This window comes from Burkholderia sp. HI2761 (assembly GCF_002223355.1).
Classification (GTDB): Bacteria; Pseudomonadota; Gammaproteobacteria; order Burkholderiales; family Burkholderiaceae; genus Burkholderia.
This window is the reverse complement of sequence record NZ_NKFN01000005.1, coordinates 20,241-44,190: the sequence shown is the minus strand read 5'-3', so window position 1 is coordinate 44,190 and position 23,950 is coordinate 20,241. Positions and strand designations below refer to the sequence as shown.

At 64.8% G+C, this 23,950-nt stretch carries 22 protein-coding genes and 1 tRNA gene; 20 read left to right on the top strand and 3 right to left on the bottom strand.

The features are described from left to right. Nucleotides 1-173: 173 nt before the first annotated feature. Nucleotides 174-1,718: a 2-isopropylmalate synthase gene (locus CFB46_RS15940; RefSeq protein ID WP_027784993.1), complete on the top strand. Its 1,545-nt coding sequence runs from the start codon at nucleotides 174-176 to the stop codon at nucleotides 1,716-1,718. Nucleotides 1,719-1,790: 72 nt separating this feature from the next. Here CFB46_RS15940 and CFB46_RS15935 read toward each other — a convergent pair whose 3' ends face one another. From CFB46_RS15935 to CFB46_RS15925, 3 genes are all read right to left on the bottom strand, one after another. Continuing rightward, nucleotides 1,791-3,341, bottom strand: coding sequence for a SulP family inorganic anion transporter (locus CFB46_RS15935; RefSeq protein WP_089500460.1), 1,551 nt, complete (start codon nucleotides 3,339-3,341; stop codon nucleotides 1,791-1,793). Between the two features lie 41 nt (nucleotides 3,342-3,382). After that, on the bottom strand, nucleotides 3,383-4,036 hold the full coding sequence (locus CFB46_RS36890) for a carbonic anhydrase (RefSeq protein WP_027784991.1): 654 nt from the start codon (nucleotides 4,034-4,036) through the stop codon (nucleotides 3,383-3,385). A gap of 383 nt (nucleotides 4,037-4,419) precedes the next feature. Continuing rightward, entirely contained in the window at nucleotides 4,420-4,932 is a 513-nt protein-coding gene (locus CFB46_RS15925; RefSeq protein WP_027784990.1) for a hypothetical protein, read from the bottom strand. Nucleotides 4,933-5,098: 166 nt separating this feature from the next. Here CFB46_RS15925 and CFB46_RS15920 point away from each other — a divergent pair, with 166 nt between their 5' ends. From CFB46_RS15920 to nuoL, 19 genes are all read left to right on the top strand, one after another. Then, nucleotides 5,099-6,358 carry a branched-chain amino acid ABC transporter substrate-binding protein gene (locus tag CFB46_RS15920; protein ID WP_089500520.1) on the top strand — a complete coding sequence of 420 codons (1,260 nt, stop codon included), beginning with the start codon at nucleotides 5,099-5,101 and terminating at the stop codon, nucleotides 6,356-6,358. 107 nt (nucleotides 6,359-6,465) lie between these two features. Beyond that, nucleotides 6,466-6,735, top strand: coding sequence for a 30S ribosomal protein S15 (rpsO, locus tag CFB46_RS15915; protein WP_006398792.1), 270 nt, complete (start codon nucleotides 6,466-6,468; stop codon nucleotides 6,733-6,735). 290 nt (nucleotides 6,736-7,025) lie between these two features. Further along, a complete protein-coding gene (pnp, locus tag CFB46_RS15905) occupies nucleotides 7,026-9,173 on the top strand; it encodes a polyribonucleotide nucleotidyltransferase (RefSeq protein WP_089500459.1) in 2,148 nt (715 codons plus the stop codon). A 148-nt stretch (nucleotides 9,174-9,321) separates the two neighbouring features. After that, complete coding sequence (locus CFB46_RS15900) at nucleotides 9,322-10,341, top strand: NAD(P)H-quinone oxidoreductase (protein WP_027784987.1); 1,020 nt, start codon at nucleotides 9,322-9,324, stop codon at nucleotides 10,339-10,341. Nucleotides 10,342-10,481: 140 nt separating this feature from the next. Next, nucleotides 10,482-11,237, top strand: a complete 756-nt coding sequence (tpiA, locus tag CFB46_RS15895) for a triose-phosphate isomerase (RefSeq protein WP_089500458.1) — start codon at nucleotides 10,482-10,484, stop codon at nucleotides 11,235-11,237. A gap of 71 nt (nucleotides 11,238-11,308) precedes the next feature. After that, nucleotides 11,309-11,686: a preprotein translocase subunit SecG gene (secG, locus tag CFB46_RS15890; protein ID WP_027784985.1), complete on the top strand. Its 378-nt coding sequence runs from the start codon at nucleotides 11,309-11,311 to the stop codon at nucleotides 11,684-11,686. A gap of 110 nt (nucleotides 11,687-11,796) precedes the next feature. Continuing rightward, nucleotides 11,797-11,881, top strand: a tRNA-Leu gene (locus tag CFB46_RS15885). 153 nt (nucleotides 11,882-12,034) lie between these two features. Continuing rightward, nucleotides 12,035-12,394 (top strand): NADH-quinone oxidoreductase subunit A, encoded by a 360-nt coding sequence (locus CFB46_RS15880; RefSeq protein WP_006398798.1) that lies wholly within the window; start codon nucleotides 12,035-12,037, stop codon nucleotides 12,392-12,394. Nucleotides 12,395-12,456: 62 nt separating this feature from the next. Continuing rightward, nucleotides 12,457-12,936, top strand: a complete 480-nt coding sequence (locus CFB46_RS15875; protein WP_006398799.1) for a NuoB/complex I 20 kDa subunit family protein — start codon at nucleotides 12,457-12,459, stop codon at nucleotides 12,934-12,936. A 21-nt stretch (nucleotides 12,937-12,957) separates the two neighbouring features. Beyond that, a complete protein-coding gene (locus tag CFB46_RS15870) occupies nucleotides 12,958-13,560 on the top strand; it encodes an NADH-quinone oxidoreductase subunit C (RefSeq protein WP_006478264.1) in 603 nt (200 codons plus the stop codon). Nucleotides 13,561-13,569: 9 nt separating this feature from the next. After that, entirely contained in the window at nucleotides 13,570-14,823 is a 1,254-nt protein-coding gene (locus tag CFB46_RS15865; protein ID WP_027784984.1) for an NADH-quinone oxidoreductase subunit D, read from the top strand. Between the two features lie 184 nt (nucleotides 14,824-15,007). Beyond that, nucleotides 15,008-15,493 (top strand): NADH-quinone oxidoreductase subunit NuoE, encoded by a 486-nt coding sequence (gene nuoE, locus CFB46_RS15860; protein WP_027784983.1) that lies wholly within the window; start codon nucleotides 15,008-15,010, stop codon nucleotides 15,491-15,493. Then, nucleotides 15,490-16,800 carry an NADH-quinone oxidoreductase subunit NuoF gene (gene nuoF / locus CFB46_RS15855; RefSeq protein ID WP_027784982.1) on the top strand — a complete coding sequence of 437 codons (1,311 nt, stop codon included), beginning with the start codon at nucleotides 15,490-15,492 and terminating at the stop codon, nucleotides 16,798-16,800. Before nuoE ends, nuoF begins: the two co-directional genes overlap by 4 nt. Nucleotides 16,801-16,882: 82 nt before the next feature. Continuing rightward, entirely contained in the window at nucleotides 16,883-19,213 is a 2,331-nt protein-coding gene (gene nuoG, locus CFB46_RS15850; protein WP_089500456.1) for an NADH-quinone oxidoreductase subunit NuoG, read from the top strand. Then, a complete protein-coding gene (gene nuoH / locus CFB46_RS15845) occupies nucleotides 19,214-20,281 on the top strand; it encodes an NADH-quinone oxidoreductase subunit NuoH (RefSeq protein ID WP_089468016.1) in 1,068 nt (355 codons plus the stop codon). A 15-nt stretch (nucleotides 20,282-20,296) separates the two neighbouring features. Next, nucleotides 20,297-20,785, top strand: a complete 489-nt coding sequence (nuoI, locus tag CFB46_RS15840) for an NADH-quinone oxidoreductase subunit NuoI (RefSeq protein ID WP_006478270.1) — start codon at nucleotides 20,297-20,299, stop codon at nucleotides 20,783-20,785. Nucleotides 20,786-20,890: 105 nt separating this feature from the next. Continuing rightward, nucleotides 20,891-21,541, top strand: coding sequence for an NADH-quinone oxidoreductase subunit J (locus tag CFB46_RS15835; protein ID WP_027784979.1), 651 nt, complete (start codon nucleotides 20,891-20,893; stop codon nucleotides 21,539-21,541). 18 nt (nucleotides 21,542-21,559) lie between these two features. Further along, a complete protein-coding gene (gene nuoK / locus CFB46_RS15830) occupies nucleotides 21,560-21,865 on the top strand; it encodes an NADH-quinone oxidoreductase subunit NuoK (protein ID WP_006478272.1) in 306 nt (101 codons plus the stop codon). Nucleotides 21,866-21,882: 17 nt separating this feature from the next. Next, the gene (gene nuoL / locus CFB46_RS15825; RefSeq protein WP_027784978.1) at nucleotides 21,883-23,937 is read left to right on the top strand and encodes an NADH-quinone oxidoreductase subunit L; all 2,055 of its coding nucleotides are present in this window, start codon (nucleotides 21,883-21,885) and stop codon (nucleotides 23,935-23,937) included. The last annotated feature ends 13 nt before the right edge of the window (nucleotides 23,938-23,950 follow it).

Genomic DNA, 23,950 nt, shown 5'->3' with positions numbered 1-23,950 from the left:
CCCGCCTCCCCCTCCTTCTAGCCGGTGCGCCGCTACGCGCGCTAGCTTTGGCGCGCCTGCCGCGCTGACCGTTCTCGCCCTCCGTCTCAAGCCTCGTCTGTTGTTGAACGTCGCCAGCGGTGGCGCGATCTCGTTACGTTTGACTTCCGTATAAAAGAGCCCTGGAGCCCCCCATGACAGACAAGCTGATCATTTTCGATACGACGTTGCGTGACGGCGAGCAATCGCCCGGCGCGTCGATGACGAAGGAAGAGAAAATCCGCATCGCGAAGCATCTCGAGCGGATGAAGGTCGACGTGATCGAGGCCGGCTTCGCGGCCAGCTCGAACGGCGACTTCGACGCGATCCACACGATCGCCGGTCTCGTGAAGGACAGCACGATCTGTTCGCTGGCGCGGGCCAACGACAAGGACATCCAGCGCGCGGCCGATGCGTTGAAGCCGGCCGAGAGCTTCCGGATCCACACGTTCATCGCGACGTCGCCGCTGCACATGGAGAAGAAGCTGCGGATGACGCCCGACCAGGTGTTCGAGCAGGCGCGGCTCGCGGTGCGTTTCGCGCGCAAGTTCACCGACAACGTCGAGTTCTCGCCGGAAGACGGCAGCCGCTCCGACCTGGATTTCCTCTGCCGCGTGCTGGAAGCCGTGATCGCCGAAGGCGCGACGACGATCAACATCGCCGACACGGTCGGTTACGGCGTGCCGGAGCTCTACGGCAACCTCGTGAAGACGCTGCGCGAGCGCATTCCGAACTCGGACAAGGCGATCTTCTCGGTGCACTGCCATAACGACCTCGGGATGGCGGTCGCGAACTCGCTCGCCGGCGTGAAGATCGGCGGCGCACGCCAGATCGAGTGCACGATCAACGGTCTCGGCGAGCGCGCGGGCAACACGTCGCTCGAGGAAATCGTGATGGCGGTGAAGACGCGCAAGGACTACTTCGGCCTCGACGTCGGTATCGATACCACGCAGATCGTGCCGACCTCGAAGCTCGTGTCGCAGATCACCGGCTTCGTCGTGCAGCCGAACAAGGCGGTGGTCGGCGCGAACGCGTTCGCGCACGCGTCGGGCATTCACCAGGACGGCGTGCTGAAGGCGCGCGACACCTACGAGATCATGCGCGCGGAAGACGTGGGCTGGACCGCGAACAAGATCGTGCTCGGCAAGCTGTCGGGCCGCAACGCGTTCAAGCAGCGCCTGCAGGAGCTCGGCGTATCGCTCGACAGCGAAGCGGAATTGAACGCCGCGTTCATGCGCTTCAAGGATCTGGCCGACCGCAAGGCGGAGATCTTCGACGAGGACATCATCGCGATCGTGTCCGAGGAGTCGGCGCTCGCGCAGGAGCAGGAGCACTTCAAGTTCGTGTCGCTGTCGCAGCGTTCGGAAACGGGCGAGCAGCCGCAGGCGAAGGTGGTGTTCGCGGTCGAAGGCAAGGAAGTGACCGGCGAGGCGCGCGGCAACGGTCCGGTCGATGCGACGTTCAATGCGATCGAGGGCGAAGTCGGCAGCGGGTCCGAGCTGCTGCTGTACTCTGTGAACGCGATCACGACCGGCACGCAGGCGCAGGGCGAAGTGACCGTCCGGCTGTCGAAGAGCGGGCGGATCGTCAACGGCGTCGGCACCGATCCGGATATCGTCGCCGCCTCCGCGAAAGCGTACATTTCCGCGCTGAACAAGCTGCATTCGAAGGACGACAAGGTCAACCCGCAACGCTCGTAAGCGCCGCGCGTCGCGCAGCCTCGAAACGCCCCGTGCGGCCTTGCGCCGCCGGGGCGTTTTTTCATGCTCCGCTCATTCGGCGGCCGGCGCGCGGAACAGCCAGCGGCGCGAGGCCGCGCGGGGCGCCGGATTGCGCCGGCGGAACTCGACCGAGATCCCGCGCCGCGGCGCATCGGCGACGAACGCATCGAGCAGTTCGAGCACGTCGTGATCGATGTAGTCGGCGCGCGTCGCGTCGATGATCACCGCCGCCCGGTCCGGAATGTGCCGCAGGTGGTGCTTGACCTGCACCTTGCCGATGAACGACACGTCCTTGCGGAACGACAGCAGGAAGTGGTCGTCGTGCTGCGCGAGCGTGACGGGGCTCTTCAGGTTCGCGAAGGCGACGGCCAGCACGCTGCACGCGAGGCCGAGCGCGATGCCGAACAGCAGGTCGACCGCCAGCACGCCGGCGATGGTCGCGGCGAACGGCACGAACGCGGCCGGGCCTTGTTTCATCACCGAGCGGAACAGCGCCGGCTTCGCCAGCTTGAAGCCCGTATGGATCAGGATCGCGGCCAGGCTCGCGAGCGGGATCAGGTTGATCAGCCCCGTGAGCGCGAACACGCTGGCGAGCAGCAGCACCCCGTGGACGATCGCCGACATCCGGCTTTGCGCGCCCGCGTTGACGTTCACCGAGCTGCGCACGATCACCGACGTGATCGGCAGGCCGCCGACCGCACCTGCGACGAGGTTACCGACGCCTTGGGCCTTCAGTTCGCGATCGGGCTGCACCGGTCGGCGCTTGGGGTCGATCTGCTCGACCGCTTCGAGGCTCAGCAGCGTCTCGAGGCTGGCGACGACCGCAAGCGTGATCGCGACGCGCCATACGTCCGGGTTGACGAGCTGCGCGAAGTTCGGGCCGAGCTCCGCGTGCTTGAGCGATGCGGCGAATGCGGTGAACGATCCGAGTTCGGGCAGCGTGACGCGATGGGCGGCGCCCGGTGCGACCGCGGGCGCGACGAAGCCCAGCACGAGCGTCGCGCCGATCCCGAGCATGACCACCGCAAGCGGCGCCGGCACCGAGCGCACCAGCGCGAAGCGGCGCAGCGCGGGGGTGTCCCATGCCACGAGCAGCGCGAGCGAAACGAGCGCGATGGCCGTGGCGGCCCATGCGACGGGCAGGCCCGGCCAATTCGCAAACGATTGCGCGGCCGGCCCGCCAATGCCGAATGCGAACGGAATCTGCTTCACGATCAGCAGCAGGCCGATGGCGGCGAGCATGCCCTTGATGACGGGCGACGGCACGTAGGCGGCGAAGCGGCCCGCGCGCAGCATGCCGAAGCCGAACTGGAGCACGCCGGACAGCAGCACCGCGAGCAGGAACGCAGAGAAGCTGCCGAGTTGCGCGATCCCTTCGACGACGATCACGACGAGGCCGGCGGCCGGCCCGCTGACGGACAGCGACGAGCCGCTCAGCAGCGCGACGACGATGCCGCCGACGATGCCGGACACGAGCCCGGCGAACGGTTCGACGCCGGACGCGTTGGCGATGCCGAGACAGAGCGGTAGCGCGACGAGGAAAACGACGATGCCGGCGACGATGTCGCGCGGCAGGGTGGACAGGCGCTCGTTCAGTTTCATGGTTGGGGGTGGTTTCGTTGGCGTGGAGGGCGGGGCGCGGGTCAGCCGAGCGCGGCGGCGGTCGCGGCAGGTTCGGGCTCGGACTCGGGCTCGGCTTCGGCCGGCGACGCCGTATAGCCGGAATCGAGCTCCTTCAGGCGGCCGTCGGCGAGCGAAAAGATCCAGCCGTGCACGAGCGGCGGCCGTTCGCGGCCGCGTACGATCGGCGACGCGCGCAGCAGCCGTACCTGCTCGAGCACGTTCAGCTCGGCGAGGCGGTCGGCGGCGGCCAGGTCGTCGAGCCCGTCGAGCGTGTCGCGATGGCGCCGCGCGAGTGCGCAGAGCGGCGCGATGCGGCGCGCGACGTGCGGCAGGTCGGCGGGCGGCGGCAGCAGCGACGCACGGACCCCGCCGCACCCGTAGTGCCCGCACACGATCACGTGGTCGACCTTCAGCACCCGCACCGCGTACTCGAGCACGCTGGCGGAATTGTCGTCGTCGGGATGGAACAGGTTCGCGATGTTGCGATGGACGAACAGCTCGCCGGGCGCGCAGTGCGTGATGGTTTCGGCCGGCACGCGGCTGTCGGCGCAGCCGATCCACAGTACGCGCGGGTTCTGGCCGCGCGCGAGCGCATCGAAGAAGCCGGGCGTGTGTTCGCGCGTCTCGCGGGCCCAGGCAATGTTGGCAACCAGCATGCTCTTGGGGCGGTTCATGAGGACTCCTTTGTGATAAAGGCAAATAAATATCGAACGAAATGGCGTAATCGCATGCTTTCTAAATTGAAAGGTTTGATTTGGACTGATATTAGGGGTATGCCCTAGCACTCAGGGTGGGTTGAAACAAATTGTTTCAAATTGATTGGCGGTAGTGCATTGCATGCACCAATGCGACGCGTGACATGCACTGTCCATGCCTGTTTACGCGCAACGGCCCGCATGACGGGACGTTCAGCGTATTGCCATCGCAATGTCATCGATCGGAAAAGTTTTCCGTCTTATTCCTTGAATTAAATAAGGCGACGGAAAAAATGAAATGGCCATTCACGCAATAATTCGTGAATGGCCATTGCGACAATTGCGCGTAAATGCGCAATCGGTCAGAACAGGTTGCGGCGATCGGGATCGTGCAGCGGGTCCGGCGTTTTCTGCGTGGTGCGCAGGATGCCCTGCGGATCGAAGTAGAAGCTGTACATCATGTACCAGACGTTGTCCTCGAGATACCGGTACGTCCATACCTCGCGCTTCATCAGCGGAAAGTAGGAGGTCTCGACCGGGCGTCCGAAATTGACGAGGACGTCGGTCTTCGTCCACTTGCCGATCTCCGCGCGATAGAACTCGCTCGGCTGCAGCACCTGGCGCACGTTGACGATCCGGTGGGCTGCATCGACGTCGGCCGCGACCGTGATTTCGCCCATCGGCTGGGTCGGCCACATCAGGCGTTTGCCGCCGCCGGGCAGGTCGTAGATCTCGCGCGGCGGCCCCATGCGCGCGACGATCGCCGACTCGTCCTGGCCGGCCTGGTATTGCTGCCACGGTTGTGCGCAACCGGCCAGCAGCGCGGCGGCGCAGGCGGCGAGCACCGGCAGGCGCGCGGGAATGCGAATGCGCATCGGATTCTCCAGAGCACGGAAACAAGTCCCGTTTTATCACGGACGGCGCATGATCGCGCATCGCGCGGAAAAAATCGGTGCGGATCGCGCGCTGCCGTGCTTGCAGGCGGTTGCCGCGGCGGCCTATGATCCGCGCTTCTCGGGCGGATTGAAGGGCAGGTGGCCGATGCAGGGATGGAAGCGATGCGCGCTCGCGTGGAGCGCGGGGTGGATGCTGGTGTCGTCCGCATTTGCCGGCGGCGAGCCGGTGCGGATCGCACTGATCGAAGGGATGTCGGGCCCGTTCGCGAATGCGGGCGCGGCGGTGGAGCGCAACCTGCGCTTCGGCGTCGAGCAGGTCAACGCGGCGGGCGGCGTGAAGCTGCGCGACGGCGCGCACCCGCTCGAACTCGTCGTGCTCGACAGCAAGGGCAGCCCGGAGGAGGCGCTCGTGCAGTTGCGCGCGGCCGCCGACCGCCATATCGGCTTCGTCGCGCAGGGCAACAGCTCGGCCGTCGCGGCCGCGCTCGTCGCCGCCCTCGACAAGCTGAACGCGCGCGATCCGGACAACCGGATGCTGTTCCTGAACTATTCGGCCGACGATCCGGCGCTGACCGGCGCGCGCTGCAGTTTCTGGCATTTCCGCTTCGACGCGCATGCCGGCATGCGGATGGCCGCGCTCGCGGACGTGATGGCGCGCGATCGCGCGCTGCGCAAGGTCTATCTGTTGAACCAGGACTACAGCTTCGGCCACGACGTCAGCGTCCTCGCACGGCAGGCGCTGGCCGCGCGGCGCCCGGACGTGACGATCGCCGGCGACGAATTCCACCCGATCGGGCGAATCAAGGATTTCTCGCCGTATATCGCGAAGATCCGCGCGAGCGGCGCGGACGCGGTCGTGACCGGCAACTGGGGCAACGACCTCACGCTGCTCGTGAAGGCGGCGCGCGAACAGGGGCTCGATGCGAAGTTCTATACGTTCTACGGCAACAGCCTCGGCGCGCCGGCGGCCCTGGGCGACGCGGGCGTCGGCCATGTCCTGGCCGTCGCGGACTGGCACCCGAACGCGGGCGGCGCCAAATCCGACGCGTTCTACCGCGCGTTCCGGGCCCGTTTTCCGGCCGTGCAGGACGACTATCCGGTGCGGCGGATGAGCCAGATGATCGAAATGCTGGCCGCCGCGATGACCCGCGCGGGTTCGGCCGACCCGGTCGCGGTCGTGCGTGCGCTCGAGGGTCTGTCGTTCGACGACGGCTTCCACGCGTCGCGGATGCGCGCGCAGGATCACCAGCTGATCCAACCCCTTTACGTGATGGAAATGGACAAGGCCGGCACGCCGGGCGTGCGCTTCGACAACGAAGGGTCGGGCTACGGCTTCCGGACGGTGCTCGCGGTGCCGGCGCCGCGTACGGAAATGCCGTCGACGTGCTCGATGACACGCCCGTGACAGGAGACGGTAAGAACGGCATCGAGTTGTGCTACAATGCGCGCCGGTTGTAAGTCACGGCACGGCCATTCTTCCGTGTCCGCCTGTTCAGTTAGAAAGGAAATCACATGTCTGTTGCAGATATCAAGAAGTCGGAAGTCGTTGCTCAGTTCGCCCGCGGTACCAACGACACGGGGTCGCCCGAAGTCCAGGTCGCACTGCTGACCGCACGTATCGTCGAACTGACGGGTCACTTCAAGACCCACGCGAAGGATCACCACAGCCGCCGCGGTCTGCTGCGCATGGTGAGCCGTCGCCGCAAGCTGCTCGACTACCTCAAGGGCAAGGATGCCGACCGTTACCGCGCACTGATCGAGAAGCTGGGTCTGCGTAAGTAATCGAGGCGATTGCCGCCAGCAAGATGCCTGTGTCAGTCCGCTGATACAGGCATTTTGTTTTTGCGCGGTGCGTAGCGTCACACGCATCGCAGGCTGTCCGGCACGTTCGTGCGGGGCCGCCGCCACGACCGATACCGGGGCGGGATTTGTGTCATTCCAGCGCGTCGCTGCATGAGCGCCGCGCTGGAATGGCATAAAAAACACACCTTGCTCCGGGTGATTCGGTCGGGACGCCGCCGCGCGGGATCGCCGGCGCGGCGAATGAAATGCATGAATACAAAGGAGCAACCATGTCCATGTTCAACAAGGTCGTGAAGGAATTCCAGTGGGGCCAGCACAAGGTGCGCCTCGAAACCGGTGAAGTCGCTCGCCAGGCGAGCGGCGCCGTGATCGTCGACGTCGAAGACACCGTCGTGCTGGCAACCGTCGTCGGCGCGAAGTCGGCGAAGCCGGGCCAGGATTTCTTCCCGCTGACCGTCGACTACCTCGAGAAGACCTACTCGGCCGGCAAGATCCCGGGCGGCTTCTTCCGCCGCGAAGGCCGTCCGTCGGAGCACGAGACGCTGACGTCGCGCCTGATCGACCGCCCGCTGCGCCCGCTGTTCCCGGAAGGCTTCTACAACGAAGTGCAGGTCGTGATCCACGTGCTGTCCGTGAACCCGGAAATCCCGGCGGACATCCCCGCGCTGATCGGCGCATCGGCTGCGCTCGCCGTGTCGGGCCTGCCGTTCAACGGCCCGGTCGGTGCCGCGCGTGTGGCGTACATCGACAACGCGTACGTGCTGAACCCGACGCGTGACCAGCTCAAGGCGTCGAGCCTCGACCTCGTCGTCGCGGGTACGGAGCGCGCCGTGCTGATGGTCGAGTCGGAAGCCGATCAACTGACGGAAGACGTGATGCTGGGCGCCGTGGTGTTCGGCCACGAGCAGATGCAGGTCGCGATCGACGCGATCCACGACCTGGTCCGCGACGGCGGCAAGCCCGAGTGGGACTGGCAGCCGGCGCCGAAGAACGAGGCGCTGATCGCGCGCGTGACCGAGCTGGCGCAGAACGATCTGCTCGCCGCTTACCAACTGCGCGACAAGCAGGCGCGTTCGGCGAAGCTGAAGGAAGTCTACGCGGCGACGTCGGCGAAGCTCGAGGCAGACGCGCTGGCGGCCGGTACGGTCGCGGCCGACAAGGCCACGGTCGGCAACGTGCTGTTCGACATCGAAGCGAAGATCGTCCGTTCGCAGATCCTGAACGGCGAGCCGCGTATCGACGGCCGCGACACGCGCACCGTGCGCCCGATCGAGATCCGCACCGGCGTGCTGCCGCGTACCCACGGCTCGGCGCTGTTCACGCGCGGCGAGACGCAGGCGCTGGTCGTCGCGACGCTCGGCACGAAGGGTGACGAGCAGATCATCGACGCGCTCGAAGGCGAATACCGCGAGCGCTTCATGCTCCACTACAACATGCCCCCGTTCGCGACCGGTGAAACGGGCCGCGTCGGCTCGCCGAAGCGCCGCGAAGTCGGTCACGGCCGCCTCGCGAAGCGCGCGCTGGTCAAGTGCCTGCCGAGCGCCGACGAATTCGGCTACTCGATCCGCGTCGTGTCGGAAATCACCGAATCGAACGGTTCGTCGTCGATGGCATCGGTGTGCGGCGGCTGCCTCGCCCTGATGGACGCCGGCGTGCCGATGAAGGCGCACGTCGCGGGTATCGCGATGGGCCTGATCCTCGAAGGCAACAAGTTCGCGGTGCTGACCGACATCCTCGGCGACGAAGATCACCTCGGCGACATGGACTTCAAGGTGGCCGGCACGGAGCAAGGCGTGACGGCGCTGCAGATGGACATCAAGATCCAGGGCATCACGAAGGAAATCATGCAGGTCGCGCTCGCGCAGGCGAAGGAAGGCCGCATGCACATCCTCGGCAAGATGACGTCGGCGGTGTCGGGTGCGAACACGCAACTGTCGGAATTCGCGCCGCGCATGATCACGGTCAAGATCAACCCGGAAAAGATCCGCGACGTGATCGGCAAGGGCGGTTCGGTGATCCGCGCGCTGACGGAAGAAACGGGCACGACCATCGACATTTCGGACGACGGCGTCGTGACGATCGCGAGCACGAACAGCGAAGGCATGGCCGAAGCGAAGAAGCGCATCGAGCAGATCACCGCTGAAATCGAAGTCGGCCAGGTGTACGAAGGCACGGTGCTCAAGCTGCTCGATTTCGGCGCGATCGTGAACCTGCTGCCGGGCAAGGACGGCTTGCTGCACATCTCGGAAATCGTCAACGAGCGCGTGAAGGACATCAACGACTACCTGAAGGAAGGTCAGCAGGTGAAGGTCAAGGTGATCCAGACGGACGAGAAGGGTCGCGTGCGTCTGTCGGCCAAGGCGCTGCTGAATGAAGCAGCGGCGGCAGCGCAGTCGGATACGCCGCCGCAGCAGTAAGCGGACGGGCGGACCAACGGCCGGCAGTGCGAAAGCGTGCCGGCCGTTTTTTCTGTAGCATCGTTGTGCGGCGCAGCAGCGCCGGCGAGGCGCCCGCGCCGTGCGCACGGGCGTGCCATCCGATTCCGATCCTGGAGCGACTCTCACCATGAAAGCCATCGAAATCACCGAATTCGGCGCCCCCGACGTGCTGAAGCTCGCGGAGCGTCCGCGCCCCGAACCGAAGCGCGGCGAGGTGCTGATCAAGGTGGCGGCTTCCGGCGTGAACCGGCCCGACGTGTTCCAGCGCAAGGGCGCCTATGCGCCGCCGCCGGGTGCGTCGGATCTGCCGGGCCTCGAGGTCGCGGGCGAGATCGTCGGCGGCGATTTGTCAGACTCGGCGCTGAACCCGTTCGGCCTGAAGCTCGGCGATCGCGTATGCGCGCTGCTCGCGGGCGGCGGCTATGCCGAATATGCGGTCGCGCCGCTGCCGCAGTGCCTGCCGGTGCCCGACGGCCTCACCGATATCGAGGCCGCATCGTTGCCCGAAACGTTCTTCACCGTGTGGAGCAACGTGTTCGACCGTGCGCAACTCGGCGCGGGCGAGGGCGGCGAGCAGGAGACGCTGCTCGTGCAGGGCGGCTCGAGCGGCATCGGCGTGACGGCGATCCAGATCGCGCATGCGCTCGGCTTTCGCGTGTTCGCGACGGCCGGCACCGCCGACAAGTGCCGTGCGTGCGAGGCGCTCGGCGCCGAGCGCGCGATCGACTACAAGACCGAAGACTTCGTCGAAGTCGTGAAGTCGCTGACGCACGATCGCGGTGTCGACGTGATCCTCGACATGGTGGCGGGCTCGTACGTGCCGCGCGAGCTGTCCGCGCTCGCGGACGGCGGCCGTCTCGTGCTGATCGCGCTGCTCGGCGGCGCGAAGGCCGAGGTCAACCTGAACGAGATCCTGCGCCGCCGGCTGACGGTGACGGGCTCGACGCTGCGCCCGCGCCCGGTCGAGTTCAAGGCGCGCATCGCCGCGCAGTTGAAGGCACGCGTGTGGCCGCTGCTGGCCGACGCTCGCATCAAGCCCGTGATCTATCGTGTGCTGCCGGCCGGCGAGGCCGCGCAGGCGCATGCGCTGATGGAGAGCGGCGAGCACATCGGCAAGATCGTGCTGGATTGGGGCGCGAACGCGTGACGCCCCGCGCGGCGGGCTTGACATACGCGGTTTGACCGGTTCAAGCCGCGCGCAGTAAAATCGCGGGTTTGCTTCGCCAGATCCAACCTGACGGCCGGGTTCCGGCACGTTAATGACAAGATAGTGACGAGACGGACACGATGTCGAAACAACGAACAAAGCGAGTGATCGGCAACTGGAAGATGCACGGCCGGCTGGCCGGCAACCAGGTGCTGCTGAACGAAGTGGTGCAGGGTGCGGGCGCGGTGGCGGCTGAAACGTCGATCGGCGTGTGCGTGCCGTTCCCGTATCTCGCGCAGGTTCAGGCGCAGCTCGGCGGCGGCCGCGTCGCGTTCGGCGCGCAGGACGTGTCCGCGCACGAGCAAGGCGCGTTCACCGGTGAGGTGGCGGCTGCGATGGTGGCGGAGTTCGGCGCGCAGTATGCGATCGTCGGCCATTCGGAGCGTCGCGCGTATCACGGCGAAAGCAACGAGACGGTCGCCGCGAAGACGCAACGCGCGCTTGCCGCCGGCCTCACGCCGGTCGTGTGCGTCGGCGAGACGCTCGACGAGCGCGAGTCGGGGGCGACCGAGCGGGTCGTCGGTGCGCAGCTCGATGCGGTGCTGGTCGCGCTGACGGCTGACGAAGCCGCCCGCATCGTCGTCGCGTACGAGCCGGTCTGGGCGATCGGCACGGGCAAGAGCGCGACGTCGGCGCAGGCACAGGACGTGCACGCGTTCCTGCGTACGCGTCTCGCGGCAAAGGGTGCGGCGGACGTGTCCGTGCTGTACGGCGGCAGCGTGAAGCCGGACAACGCGGAAGAGCTGTTCGCGCAGCCGGACATCGACGGCGGCCTGATCGGCGGCGCGTCGCTGAAGGCGGAAGATTTCCTGGCGATCTGCCGGGCCGCGCGTTGAGCGGTCCGAGATCGAATTGAACCATGACGGCGGCCGGTCGGTCCGGTCGCCCGACCAATCGGGTGGGTGTGATGCTGTTATTCAAGACGCTGATTATTGTCGTGCAGGTGCTGTCTGCACTGGGTGTGATTGGGCTCGTGCTGCTGCAGCATGGCAAGGGCGCCGACATGGGCGCCGCATTCGGCAGCGGCGCGTCGGGTAGCCTGTTCGGAGCGACGGGCTCGGCGAACTTCCTGTCGCGCACGACGGGCATTCTCGCGACGATCTTCTTCATCGCGACGCTCGCGCTGACGTACCTCGGTTCGTACAAGTCGACGCCGTCGGCAGGCGTGCTCGGCGCGGCAGTAACCGCACCGGCGTCGGCCCCCGCGGCATCGACGCCGGCCGTCGCGGCGTCCGCTGCCGCCGGTTCGGCCGCAAGCGCGCCGGGCCAGGATGTCCCGAAATAAAAAGTTAATTTTTTTGCGGTTGTGCGTTGAACAAATCCAGAACTCGGGTTAGAATTTAATTCTTGAAGCGATTCGCGGGAACAAGCAGCACAACCCGAGTTGCATGCAGTGCCGACGTGGTGAAATTGGTAGACACGCTATCTTGAGGGGGTAGTGGCGAAAGCTGTGCGAGTTCGAGTCTCGCCGTCGGCACCAAAGTTACTCAATGCCAGCCGCTTCTAGTGGCTGGCATTTTTCATTTGTGGGGTGTGCTTGCGGTTGTCTTGCGATCGCCTGTACTCCGAAATGATTCCTTCCTCCGGAAGTGGTATTCTCCGGACGCTCAGAACCAACCGATAGAGGATTGCCTTGAACCTCGCAGCCTATTACCCCGTCTTGTTGTTCCTCCTCGTGGGCACTGGTTTAGGTATAGCGCTGGTCAGCATCGGCAAGCTCCTTGGTCCCAACAAGCCGGACGTCGAGAAGAACGCACCGTACGAGTGCGGCTTCGAAGCCTTTGAAGACGCCCGGATGAAATTCGACGTTCGGTATTACCTCGTCGCCATCCTGTTCATCATCTTCGATCTCGAAACCGCATTCCTGTTTCCGTGGGGCGTCGCGCTCCGGGACATCGGCTGGCCGGGTTTCATCGCAATGATGATTTTTCTGCTCGAATTCCTGCTGGGCTTTGCCTATATCTGGAAGAAAGGCGGCCTCGACTGGGAGTGATGGGTTAATCGCCGGTTTGCATGGGCGGCCACGCTCGGTCGCTCCTCTGGAGTGGAAAGCAAATGAGTATCGAAGGGGTCTTGAAGGAAGGGTTTGTCACCACGACGGCTGACAAGCTGATCAACTGGACGCGTACCGGCTCGCTGTGGCCGATGACGTTCGGGCTCGCGTGTTGCGCCGTCGAGATGATGCATGCGGGCGCGGCCCGTTACGATCTGGATCGGTTCGGCGTCGTGTTTCGTCCGAGCCCGCGTCAATCGGACGTGATGATCGTCGCCGGCACGCTGTGCAACAAGATGGCGCCCGCGCTGCGCCGCGTGTACGACCAGATGGCCGAGCCGCGCTGGGTGATCTCGATGGGGTCGTGCGCGAACGGCGGTGGTTACTACCACTACTCGTACTCGGTGGTCCGCGGCTGCGACCGGATCGTGCCGGTCGACGTCTACGTGCCGGGCTGTCCGCCCACGGCCGAGGCGCTGGTCTACGGCGTGATCCAGCTTCAGGCGAAGATCCGCCGCACCAATACCATCGCCCGTCAATAAAGCCCCGAGCGTCCCCTCAATATGGCAAGCAAAATCGAGACCCTCAAGGCAAACCTGGAAGCCGCGCTCGGCGCGCGCGTGGTGAGCCTCACCGAAGCGATTGGTGAACTGACGCTCGTCGTGAAGGCGAGCGATTACCTCGAAGTCGCAAAGACGCTGCGCGACGATCCGAAGCTCCGTTTCGAGCAACTGATCGACCTCTGCGGCGTCGACTACCAGACCTTCGGCGACGGTGCCTACGACGGCCCGCGCTTCGCGGCCGTGTCGCACCTGCTGTCGGTCACGAACAACTGGCGCCTGCGCCTGCGCGCATTCGCGCCGGACGACGATCTGCCGATCGTGGCGTCGCTGGTCGACATCTGGACCTCGGCGAACTGGTACGAGCGAGAAGCGTTCGACCTGTACGGCATCGTGTTCGAAGGCCACCCCGACCTGCGCCGCATCCTCACCGACTACGGCTTCATCGGTCACCCGTTCCGCAAGGACTTCCCGGTGTCGGGCTACGTCGAAATGCGTTACGACCCGGAAGAGAAGCGGGTCGTGTACCAGCCGGTGACGATCGAGCCGCGCGAAATCACGCCGCGCGTGATCCGCGAGGATCGCTATGGCGGTCTGAAACATTAAGGGGGCGTCATGGCAGAAATCAAGAACTACACGCTCAACTTCGGCCCGCAGCACCCGGCAGCGCACGGCGTGCTGCGCCTCGTGCTCGAGCTCGACGGCGAAGTCATCCAGCGTGCCGATCCGCACATCGGCCTGCTGCACCGCGCGACGGAAAAGCTCGCGGAATCCAAGACCTTCATCCAGTCCGTGCCGTACATGGACCGTCTCGACTACGTGTCGATGATGGTCAACGAGCACGGCTACGTGCTCGCGATCGAAAAGCTGCTCGGCATCGACGTGCCGGAGCGCGCGCAGTACATCCGCGTGCTGTTCGACGAAATCACGCGCGTGCTGAACCACCTGATGTGGATCGGCGCGCACGCGCTCGACGTCGGCGCGATGGCCGTGTTCCTATACGCGTTCCGCGAACGCGAAGATCTGATGGACGTGTACGAAGCGGTGTCCGGCGCCCGGATGCACGCGGCGTACTATCGTCCGGGCGGCGTCTATCGCGATCTGCCTGACGTCATGCCGCAATACAAGGCGTCGAAGATTCGCAACGAGAAGGCGCTCGCGAGGATGAACGAAGCGCGCAGCGGCTCGGTGCTCGACTTCATCGACGATTTCTTCACGCGCTTCCCGAAGTGCGTCGACGAATACGAAACGCTGCTGACCGACAACCGGATCTGGAAACAGCGTCTGGTCGGGATCGGCGTGGTGAGCCCCGAACGTGCGCTGCAGATGGGCCTGACGGGCCCGATGCTGCGCGGCTCGGGCATCGCGTGGGACCTGCGCAAGAAGCAGCCCTACGAAGTGTACGATCGGATGGATTTCGACGTGCCGGTCGGCGTGAACGGCGATTGCTACGACCGCTATCTGGTGCGCGTCGAGGAAATGCGCCAGTCGATCCGCATCGCGAAACAGTGTATTGAGTGGCTCCGCAAGAATCCGGGCCCGGTGATGACGGACAATCACAAGGTTGCCCCGCCGTCGCGCGTCGGCATGAAGACCAACATGGAAGACTTGATTCACCACTTCAAGCTCTTCACTGAAGGTTTCCACGTGCCGGAAGGCGAAGCGTACGCGGCGGTCGAGCATCCGAAGGGTGAGTTCGGTATCTACCTCGTGTCCGATGGCGCCAACAAGCCGTATCGCCTCAAGATTCGCGCGCCGGGTTTCGCGCACCTGGCGTCGCTCGACGAAATGGCGCGCGGTCACATGATCGCCGACGCCGTCACGATCATCGGTACGCAGGACATCGTGTTCGGCGAAATCGATCGCTAATGGTTGCGCCGCCCGCGAGCGCGGGCGGCGAGCAGTCAGTCGCACGCGAAGTCACATGCGGTATGCGCCGAATCGGCGCGGCTTCGCAAGCTGTCAACAGAGTGAGCGCCAGGTCTGCCGTCCATGCACCCCGATGTGCGGCAGGTTGTTCGTTCGGTAGGAATTGAAAGAGTCGTGTCTGAAAATGATCTCAGCTGAAGGCCTGAAGGAAATCGATCGAGCGTTGACGAAGTATCCCGCCGATCAGAAACAGTCCGCCGTGATGTCGGCGTTGGCCGTTGCTCAGGAAGAGCACGGCTGGCTGTCGCCCGAACTGATGCAGTTCGTCGCGGACTATCTCGGCATGCCGGCCGTTGCCGTGCAGGAAGTCGCGACGTTCTACACGATGTACGAGCTCAAACCGGTCGGCAAGCACAAGATCACGCTCTGCACGAACCTGCCGTGCCAGCTCGGCCCGCATGGCGGCGCGGAAGCGGCTGCCGACTACCTGAAACAGAAGCTGGGCATCGGCTTCGGCGAGACCACGCCTGACGGCAAGTTCACGCTGAAGGAAGGCGAATGCATGGGCTCGTGCGGCGATGCGCCGGTGCTGCTGGTGAACAATCACAGAATGTGCAGCTTCATGAGCCGCGAGAAGATCGACCAGCTGCTTGAGGAGCTCTCGAAATGACGTCCCTCCACGACCGTCACATCAAACCGCTGATCCTCGCTGGTCTGAACGGCGAGAACTGGCACCTCGAAGACTACGTTGCGCGCGGCGGCTACAAGCAGCTGCGCCGCATTCTCGAAGAAAAGATTTCGCCCGAGCAGGTGATCGCCGACGTGAAGGCGTCGGGCTTGCGCGGCCGCGGCGGTGCGGGTTTCCCGACCGGCCTGAAATGGAGCTTCATGCCGCGTCAGTTCCCGGGGCAGAAGTATCTCGTCTGCAACTCGGACGAAGGCGAGCCGGGCACGTTCAAGGATCGCGACATCCTGCGCTGGAACCCGCACGCGCTGATCGAAGGCATGGCCATCGGCGCGTACGCGATGGGCATCACCGTCGGCTACAACTACATCCACGGCGAAATCTTCGAAGTGTATCGACGCTTCGAAGCCGCGCTCGATGAAGCGCGCGCGGCCGGGTTCCTCGGCGACAACATCATGGGCTCGGAATTCTCGTTCCAGCTGCACGCGCACCACGGTTACGGCGCGTACATCTGCGGCGAGGAAACGGCGCTGCTCGAGTCGCTCGAAGGCAAGAAGGGCCAGCCGCGCTTCAAGCCGCCGTTCCCGGCGAGCTTCGGCGTGTACGGCAAGCCGACCACGATCAACAACACCGAGACGTTCGCGGCGGTGCCGTTCCTGCTGTCCATCGGGCCGCAGAATTACCTCGAGATCGGCAAGCCGAACAACGGCGGCACGAAGATTTTCTCGGTGTCGGGCGATGTCGAGCGTCCGGGCAACTACGAAGTGCCGCTCGGCACGCCGTTCGCGACGCTGATGGAGCTCGCCGGCGGGATGCGCGGCGGCAGGAAGATCAAGGCCGTGATTCCGGGCGGTTCGTCGGCGCCGGTGATCCCGGGCGACATCATGATGCAGACCGATCTCGACTACGACGCGATCGCGAAGGCGGGCTCGATGCTCGGTTCCGGCGCGGTGATCGTGATGGACGAGACGCGCTGCATGGTGCGCTCGCTGCTGCGTCTGTCGTACTTCTACTACGAGGAATCGTGCGGTCAGTGCACGCCGTGCCGCGAAGGCACCGGCTGGCTGTATCGCGTCGTGAACCGTATCGAGCACGGCGAAGGGCGTCAGGAAGATCTGGACCTGCTGAACTCGGTGGCCGAGAACATCATGGGCCGCACGATCTGTGCGCTCGGCGATGCGGCGGCGATGCCGGTGCGCGGGATGCTCAAGCACTACTGGGACGAATTCGCGTACCACGTCGAGCACAAGCACTGCATGGTCGGCGGCCACGCGCACGCGGCGGCGGCCTGAAGCGAACCCGATTGCGGAATTTGAGCGCACGGTCGGGCGAAGGCGCGAACGGGCGGAAATAGGTTAAGGACCATTCACCATCATGGTTGAACTTGAAATAGACGGCAAGAAGGTCGAGGTGCCCGAAGGCAGCATGGTGATCCAGGCTGCGCACAAGGCGGATACGTACATTCCTCACTTCTGCTATCACAAGAAACTGTCGGTTGCGGCCAACTGCCGGATGTGTCTCGTCGAAGTCGAGAAGATGCCGAAGGCCGTGCCTGCCTGCGCGACCCCCGTGTCGGCCGGCATGATCGTCCGCACGCAGTCCGACAAGGCTGTGAAGGCGCAGCAGTCGGTGATGGAATTCCTCCTCATCAATCACCCGCTCGATTGCCCGATCTGCGATCAGGGCGGCGAATGCCAGTTGCAGGATCTGGCGGTCGGCTACGGCAAGTCGTCGTCGCGCTACTCGGAAGAAAAGCGCGTGGTGTTCCACAAGAACGTGGGCCCGCTGATCTCGATGGAAGAAATGTCGCGCTGCATCCACTGCACGCGCTGCGTCCGCTTCGGCCAGGAAATTGCCGGCGTGATGGAGTTCGGCATGCTGGGCCGCGGCGAGCATTCGGAAATCACGACGTTCGTCGGCAAGACGGTCGACTCCGAAATGTCGGGCAACATGATCGACCTGTGCCCGGTCGGCGCGCTGACCAGCAAGCCGTTCCGCTACAGCGCCCGTACGTGGGAACTGTCGCGCCGCAGGTCGGTGAGCCCGCACGATTCCGTCGGCGCGAACCTCGTCGTGCAGGTGAAGAACAATCGCGTGATGCGCGTGCTGCCGTTCGAGAACGAAGCAATCAACGAGTGCTGGATCTCGGACAAGGACCGCTTCTCGTATGAAGGCCTCAACAGCGAAGAGCGCCTGACGAAGCCGATGCTCAAGCAGGGCGGCCAGTGGATCGAAACCGACTGGCAGACCGCGCTCGAATACGTCGCGAAGGGCCTGAAGGGCATCGCCGCGGATCACGGCTCGAACGCGCTGGCGATGCTCGCGAGCGCGCACAGCACCGCGGAAGAGCTGTTCCTCGTGAAGCAGCTCGCCAACGAACTGAAGACGCCGAACGTCGACTTCCGTCTGCGTCAGCAGGATTTCTCGGCGCCGGTTCAAGGCGCGCCGTGGCTCGGCATGCCGATCGCCGACCTGTCGAACGTGGACGCCGCGTTCGTCGTCGGTTCGTTCCTGCGCCGCGACCACCCGCTGTTCGCATCGCGCCTGCGTCAGGCTGCGAAGAACGGCGCGAAGCTGCACTTCCTGCACGCGACCGGTGACGATTCGCTGATCCCGAGCGCGCAACGCATCGTCGCCGCGCCCTCCGCATGGCTTGACGAGCTGGCCGGCATCGCCGCGGCCGTCGCGCAACTGCGCGGCGTCGCGCTGCCCGACGCGCTCGCAGGCGTCGCCGCATCGCCGGCCGCGCAAGCCATCGCGCAGTCGCTCGCGAACGGCGAACGCCGCGCGGTGCTGCTCGGCAATGTCGCGGTCCGTCATCCGCAATTCGCGAAGCTGCACGCCGTCGCCCAGTGGATCGCCGACAACACCGGCGCCACGTTCGGCTTCCTGACGGAAGCGGCGAACACGGTCGGCGCGCACGTCGTCGGCGCACTGCCGGGCGAAGGCGGCCTGAACGCACGCGAAGCATTCGCGCAGCCGCGCAAGGGCTACGTGCTGCTGAACGTCGAACCTGAATTCGACACCGCCGATCCGGCGCAGGCACTGGCCGCGCTGAACCAGGCGGAGATGGTCGTCGTGATGTCGCCGTTCAAGCACGGCCTCGACTACGCCGACGTGCTGCTGCCGGTGGCGCCGTTCACGGAAACGGCCGGTACGTTCGTCAACGCCGAAGGCACCGTGCAGGGCTTCAACGGCGTCGTGCGCCCGCTCGGCGACACGCGTCCGGGCTGGAAGGTGTTGCGCGTGCTCGGCAGCCTGCTCGGCCTGCCGAACTTCGAATACGAGACCGCCGAAGAAGTGCGGGTCGCCGCGCTCGGCGACGGCGTCGTCGCGGGCCGTCTGTCGAACCAGACGTCGGTCGCGCCGGCTCGTGCCGCGGCGACTGCCGCGAACGGCGGTTTCGAGCGCCTGGCCGACGTGCCGATCTATCACGCCGACGCGCTCGTGCGCCGCGCAGGTGCGCTGCACCTGACGGCCGCCGCGAAGGCGGCGAACGCCGCAGCCCTGCCGGCCGCGCTGTTCGACAAGCTGGGCTTGAAGGAAGGCGACGCCGTGCGCGTGCGCCAGGGCGAGCGTGCGGTGCAGTTGCCGGCCGTGCGCGACGCGAATCTTGCGGAGACGGTCGTTCGCGTGTCGGCGGCGACGCCTGCCGGCGCAGCGCTCGGCAGCCTGTCCGGTGAACTGGTGGTGGAGAAGGCGTAAATGAGCTTGTTCGATACGATCAACGCGGGCGGGGCCGAGCTTCTCGGCTTCGCGTGGCCGACGGTGTGGGCAGTCGTGCGCATCCTCGTCGTCTCCGTCGTCATCCTGCTGTGCGTCGCGTACCTGATTCTGTGGGAACGCAAGCTGATCGGCTGGATGCACGTGCGTCTCGGCCCGAACCGCGTCGGCCCCGGCGGCCTGCTGCAGCCGATCGCCGACGTGCTGAAGCTGCTGCTGAAGGAAGTCATCCAGCCGAGCGCCGCCAGCCGCTGGCTGTACCTGATCGCGCCGGTGATGACCGTCGTGCCGGCGTTCGCCGTGTGGGCCGTGATTCCGTTCCAGGCCGAGGCCGTTCTCGCGAACGTGAACGCGGGCCTGCTGTACGCGATGGCGATCTCGTCGATCGGCGTGTACGCGGTGATTCTCGCGGGCTGGGCGTCGAACTCGAAGTACGCGTTCCTCGGCGCGATGCGCGCCGCGGCACAGATGGTGTCGTACGAAATCTCGATGGGCTTCGCGCTGGTGCTCGTGCTGATGACCGCCGGCAGCCTGAACCTGTCGGAAATCGTCGGTTCGCAACAGCACGGCTTCTTCGCCGGCCATGGCGTGAATTTCCTGTCGTGGAACTGGCTGCCGCTCCTGCCGGCGTTCGTCGTCTACTTCATCTCGGGCATCGCCGAAACGAACCGTCACCCGTTCGACGTGGTGGAAGGGGAGTCGGAGATCGTCGCGGGTCACATGATCGACTACTCGGGCATGGCGTTCGCGCTGTTCTTCCTCGCCGAGTACATCAACATGATCGTGATCTCGGCGCTGGCGGCGACGCTGTTCCTCGGCGGCTGGGACGCGCCGTTCGAATTCCTGTCGTTCATTCCGGGCATCTTCTGGCTGGTGCTGAAGGTCTTCGCGCTGCTGTCGGTATTCATCTGGGTGCGCGCGACGTTCCCGCGCTACCGTTACGACCAGATCATGCGTCTGGGCTGGAAGGTGTTCCTGCCCGTCACGGTGGTCTGGGTGATCGTGGTCGGCTTCTGGATGATGTCGCCGCTGAACATCTGGGCGAAGTAAAGATCGGACGAAATCATGACGGCTATCCAACACTTCTTTAAGACTTTCTTCCTGACCGAGCTGCTGAAGGGGCTCGCGCTGACCGGTCGTTACACGTTCAAGCGCAAGTTCACCGTGCAGTTCCCGGAAGAGAAGACCCCGATCTCGCCGCGTTTCCGCGGGCTGCATGCACTACGCCGCTACGAGAACGGCGAAGAGCGCTGCATCGCGTGCAAGCTGTGCGAGGCCGTGTGCCCCGCGCTGGCGATCACGATCGAATCGGAAACGCGCGCGGACAACACGCGCCGCACGACGCGCTACGACATCGACCTGACGAAGTGCATCTTCTGCGGTTTCTGCGAAGAGAGCTGCCCGGTCGATTCGATCGTCGAGACGCAGATTCTCGAGTACCACGGCGAAAAGCGCGGCGACCTGTATTTCACGAAGGAAATGCTGCTCGCGGTGGGCGATCGCTACGAGAAGGACATCGCCGCGGCGAAGGCTGCCGACGCGCCGTATCGTTGATTGTGTTTGCAGTGCCGGCCCGGCATGAACGGGCCGAGCCGCCGCGACGGGTGCGGGCGTCCCGCAAGCCGCGCCTGACTATGGCCTAACGATGAACCGGTAATCATGGAATTCACGACCGTACTGTTCTACATCTTCGCGCTGCTCCTGGTGGTATCAGGGCTGAAGGTGATCACTTCGCGCAACCCGGTGGCGTCTGCGCTTTTCCTTGTGCTGGCGTTCTTCAACGCCGCCGCGATCTGGATGCTGCTGGAAGCGGAATTCCTCGCGATCCTGCTGGTTCTGGTCTACGTGGGCGCGGTGATGGTGCTGTTCCTGTTCGTCGTGATGATGCTGGACATCAACATCGACTACCTGCGCCGCGACTTCAAGCGCTTCGTGCCGATGGCAACCGTGGTCGGCGCGATCATCGTGATCGAAACCGCGCTGATCCTGTGGCGCGGTTACGGCGACACGCACACCGTGCATGCGATGGCGACGGGCGAGATGGCCAACTGGTCGAATACGCGCCTGATCGGCAAGGTGATCTACACCGACTACATCTTCGCGTTCGAAATCGCCGGCCTCGTGCTGCTGGTCGCGATCATTGCCGCGATCGGGCTGACCGAGCGCAAGGGCAAGGACAGCAAGCGCCAGCGCGTGTCGGATCAGGTCAAGGTGCGCCGCAACGACCGCGTGCGCCTCGTGAAGATGGAAGCGGACAAGCCGGAGCCGGAAACGGCACAAAGCGAACCCGGTTCGGGCACCAACGGCTAAGCGGAGGAAAAGAAAACCATGCTGACTCTTGCTCACTACCTTGTGCTCGGCGCGATCCTGTTCGCGATCGCGATCGTCGGGATCTTCCTGAACCGCCGTAACGTCATCATCATCCTGATGTCGATCGAACTGATGCTGCTGGCGGTGAACACCAACTTCGTCGCGTTCTCGCATTACCTCGGCGACGTGCACGGCCAGATCTTCGTGTTCTTCGTGCTGACCGTCGCCGCAGCGGAAGCCGCGATCGGTCTCGCCATTCTGGTGACCCTGTTCCGTAAGCTCGACACGATCAATGTCGAGGATCTCGATCAGCTCAAAGGTTAATTTCAGGCAACGCTGTTATGTCAACGACACTCAATGAAAACCTGCTGCTGGCGATTCCGCTCGCTCCGCTGGCCGGCTCGCTGATTGCGGGGCTGTTCGGGAACGCAGTCGGGCGCAAGGGCGCACATCGGATCACGATCCTCGGCGTATTGATCGCGTTCCTCCTGTCGGCGAAAGTCTTCTTCGACGTGATGGGCGGCGCAAGCTTCAACGCGACCGTCTACGAATGGATGAACGTCGGCTCGCTGAAGCTCGAAGTCGGCTTCCTCGTCGATTCGCTGACCGCGATGATGATGGTCGTCGTGACCTTCGTCTCGCTGATGGTGCACGTGTACACGATCGGCTACATGGCGGAGGAAGACGGCTACCAGCGCTTCTTCTCGTACATCTCGCTGTTCACGTTCTCGATGCTGATGCTCGTGATGAGCAACAACTTCCTGCAGCTGTTCTTCGGCTGGGAAGCAGTGGGTCTGGTGTCGTACCTGCTGATCGGCTTCTACTTCACGCGTGAGAGCGCGATCTACGCGAACATGAAGGCGTTCCTCGTGAACCGCGTGGGCGACTTCGGCTTCCTGCTCGGCATCGGCCTGCTGCTCGCGTTCGCCGGCTCGATGAACTACGGCGAAGTGTTCGCGAAGCGCGCGGAGCTCGCGAGCCTGCACTTCCCGGGCACCGACTGGGGCCTGCTGACCGTTGCCTGTATCTGCCTGTTCATCGGCGCGATGGGCAAGTCGGCGCAGTTCCCGCTGCACGTGTGGCTGCCGGACTCGATGGAAGGCCCGACCCCGATCTCGGCGCTGATTCACGCGGCGACGATGGTGACGGCCGGCATCTTCATGGTGTCGCGCATGTCGCCGCTGTTCGAACTGTCGGATACCGCGCTGTCGTTCATCACGGTGATCGGCGCGATCACGGCGCTCTTCATGGGCTTCCTCGGCATCGTCCAGAACGACATCAAGCGCGTGGTCGCGTACTCGACGCTGTCGCAGCTCGGTTACATGACCGTCGCGCTCGGCGTGTCCGCTTATCCGGTCGCCGTGTTCCACCTGATGACGCACGCGTTCTTCAAGGCGCTGCTGTTCCTCGGCGCCGGCTCGGTCATCATGGGCATGCACCACGACCAGGACATGCGCAACATGGGCGGCCTGCGCAAGTACATGCCGATCACGTGGATCACGTCGCTCGTCGGTTCGCTCGCGCTGATCGGTACGCCGTTCTTCTCGGGTTTCTACTCGAAGGACTCGATCATCGACGCGGTGAAGCTGTCGCACCTGCCGGGTTCGGGCTTCGCGTACTTCGCGGTCGTCGCGAGCGTGTTCGTCACGGCGCTGTACTCGTTCCGCATGTACTTCCTGGTGTTCCACGGCGAAGAGCGCTTCCGCAATCCGAAGCATCCGGAATCGCCGATGGGCATGGCGGCCGCGCACGGCCACGACGATCACGGCCATGGCCACGGTCATGACGACCACGCGCACGAGCCGCACGAGACCCCGTGGGTCGTGTGGGTGCCGCTGGTCCTGCTGGCGATCCCGTCGGTGATCATCGGCGCGATCGCGGTCAGCCCGATGCTGTTCGGCGACTTCTTCCAGCACGGCGTCGCATTCGACAAGGTGATCTTCATCGGCGAAAACCATCCGGCGCTCGCCGAGATGGCCGAAGAGTTCCATGGCTGGGTCGGCATGGGCCTGCACTCGGTGTCGGGCCTGCCGGTGTGGCTGGCGCTCGCCGGTGTCGTCGTCGCGTGGTTCCTGTATCTGAAGCGTCCGGAGCTGCCGGCGTCGATCCGCCGCGCGTTCGGCCCGATCTACACGCTGCTGGACAACAAGTACTACATGGACAAGATCAACGAAGTGGTGTTCGCCCGCGGTTCGGTGGCGATCGGCCGCGGCCTGTGGAAGGAGGGCGACGTCGTGGTGATCGACGGCCTCGTCAACGGCAGCGCCCGGTTCATCGGCTGGTTCGCCGGCGTGATCCGCTTCCTCCAATCCGGTTACATCTATCACTACGCGTTCGCCATGATCATCGGCATGCTGGGGCTCCTGACCCTGTTTGTAACGCTCGGCGGCAAATAAGGCGGGGGGACAA

Excerpts from the sequence above, each read along its gene's own strand:
- CFB46_RS15935 (WP_089500460.1), bottom strand. The coding sequence starts at position 3,341 with ATGAAACTGAACGAGCGCCTGTCCACCCTGCCGCGCGACATCGTCGCC.
- nuoE (WP_027784983.1), top strand. The coding sequence starts at position 15,008 with ATGATCTCAGCTGAAGGCCTGAAGGAAATCGATCGAGCGTTGACGAAG.
- pnp (WP_089500459.1), top strand. The coding sequence starts at position 7,026 with ATGTCCATGTTCAACAAGGTCGTGAAGGAATTCCAGTGGGGCCAGCAC.
- nuoH (WP_089468016.1), top strand. The coding sequence starts at position 19,214 with ATGAGCTTGTTCGATACGATCAACGCGGGCGGGGCCGAGCTTCTCGGC.
- rpsO (WP_006398792.1), top strand. The coding sequence starts at position 6,466 with ATGTCTGTTGCAGATATCAAGAAGTCGGAAGTCGTTGCTCAGTTCGCC.
- CFB46_RS15865 (WP_027784984.1), top strand. The coding sequence starts at position 13,570 with ATGGCAGAAATCAAGAACTACACGCTCAACTTCGGCCCGCAGCACCCG.
- CFB46_RS15870 (WP_006478264.1), top strand. The coding sequence starts at position 12,958 with ATGGCAAGCAAAATCGAGACCCTCAAGGCAAACCTGGAAGCCGCGCTC.
- nuoF (WP_027784982.1), top strand. The coding sequence starts at position 15,490 with ATGACGTCCCTCCACGACCGTCACATCAAACCGCTGATCCTCGCTGGT.
- secG (WP_027784985.1), top strand. The coding sequence starts at position 11,309 with ATGCTGTTATTCAAGACGCTGATTATTGTCGTGCAGGTGCTGTCTGCA.
- tpiA (WP_089500458.1), top strand. The coding sequence starts at position 10,482 with ATGTCGAAACAACGAACAAAGCGAGTGATCGGCAACTGGAAGATGCAC.
- CFB46_RS36890 (WP_027784991.1), bottom strand. The coding sequence starts at position 4,036 with ATGAACCGCCCCAAGAGCATGCTGGTTGCCAACATTGCCTGGGCCCGC.
- CFB46_RS15835 (WP_027784979.1), top strand. The coding sequence starts at position 20,891 with ATGGAATTCACGACCGTACTGTTCTACATCTTCGCGCTGCTCCTGGTG.
- CFB46_RS15875 (WP_006398799.1), top strand. The coding sequence starts at position 12,457 with ATGAGTATCGAAGGGGTCTTGAAGGAAGGGTTTGTCACCACGACGGCT.
- nuoK (WP_006478272.1), top strand. The coding sequence starts at position 21,560 with ATGCTGACTCTTGCTCACTACCTTGTGCTCGGCGCGATCCTGTTCGCG.
- nuoG (WP_089500456.1), top strand. The coding sequence starts at position 16,883 with ATGGTTGAACTTGAAATAGACGGCAAGAAGGTCGAGGTGCCCGAAGGC.
- CFB46_RS15925 (WP_027784990.1), bottom strand. The coding sequence starts at position 4,932 with ATGCGCATTCGCATTCCCGCGCGCCTGCCGGTGCTCGCCGCCTGCGCC.
- nuoL (WP_027784978.1), top strand. The coding sequence starts at position 21,883 with ATGTCAACGACACTCAATGAAAACCTGCTGCTGGCGATTCCGCTCGCT.
- CFB46_RS15900 (WP_027784987.1), top strand. The coding sequence starts at position 9,322 with ATGAAAGCCATCGAAATCACCGAATTCGGCGCCCCCGACGTGCTGAAG.
- CFB46_RS15940 (WP_027784993.1), top strand. The coding sequence starts at position 174 with ATGACAGACAAGCTGATCATTTTCGATACGACGTTGCGTGACGGCGAG.
- nuoI (WP_006478270.1), top strand. The coding sequence starts at position 20,297 with ATGACGGCTATCCAACACTTCTTTAAGACTTTCTTCCTGACCGAGCTG.
- CFB46_RS15920 (WP_089500520.1), top strand. The coding sequence starts at position 5,099 with ATGCAGGGATGGAAGCGATGCGCGCTCGCGTGGAGCGCGGGGTGGATG.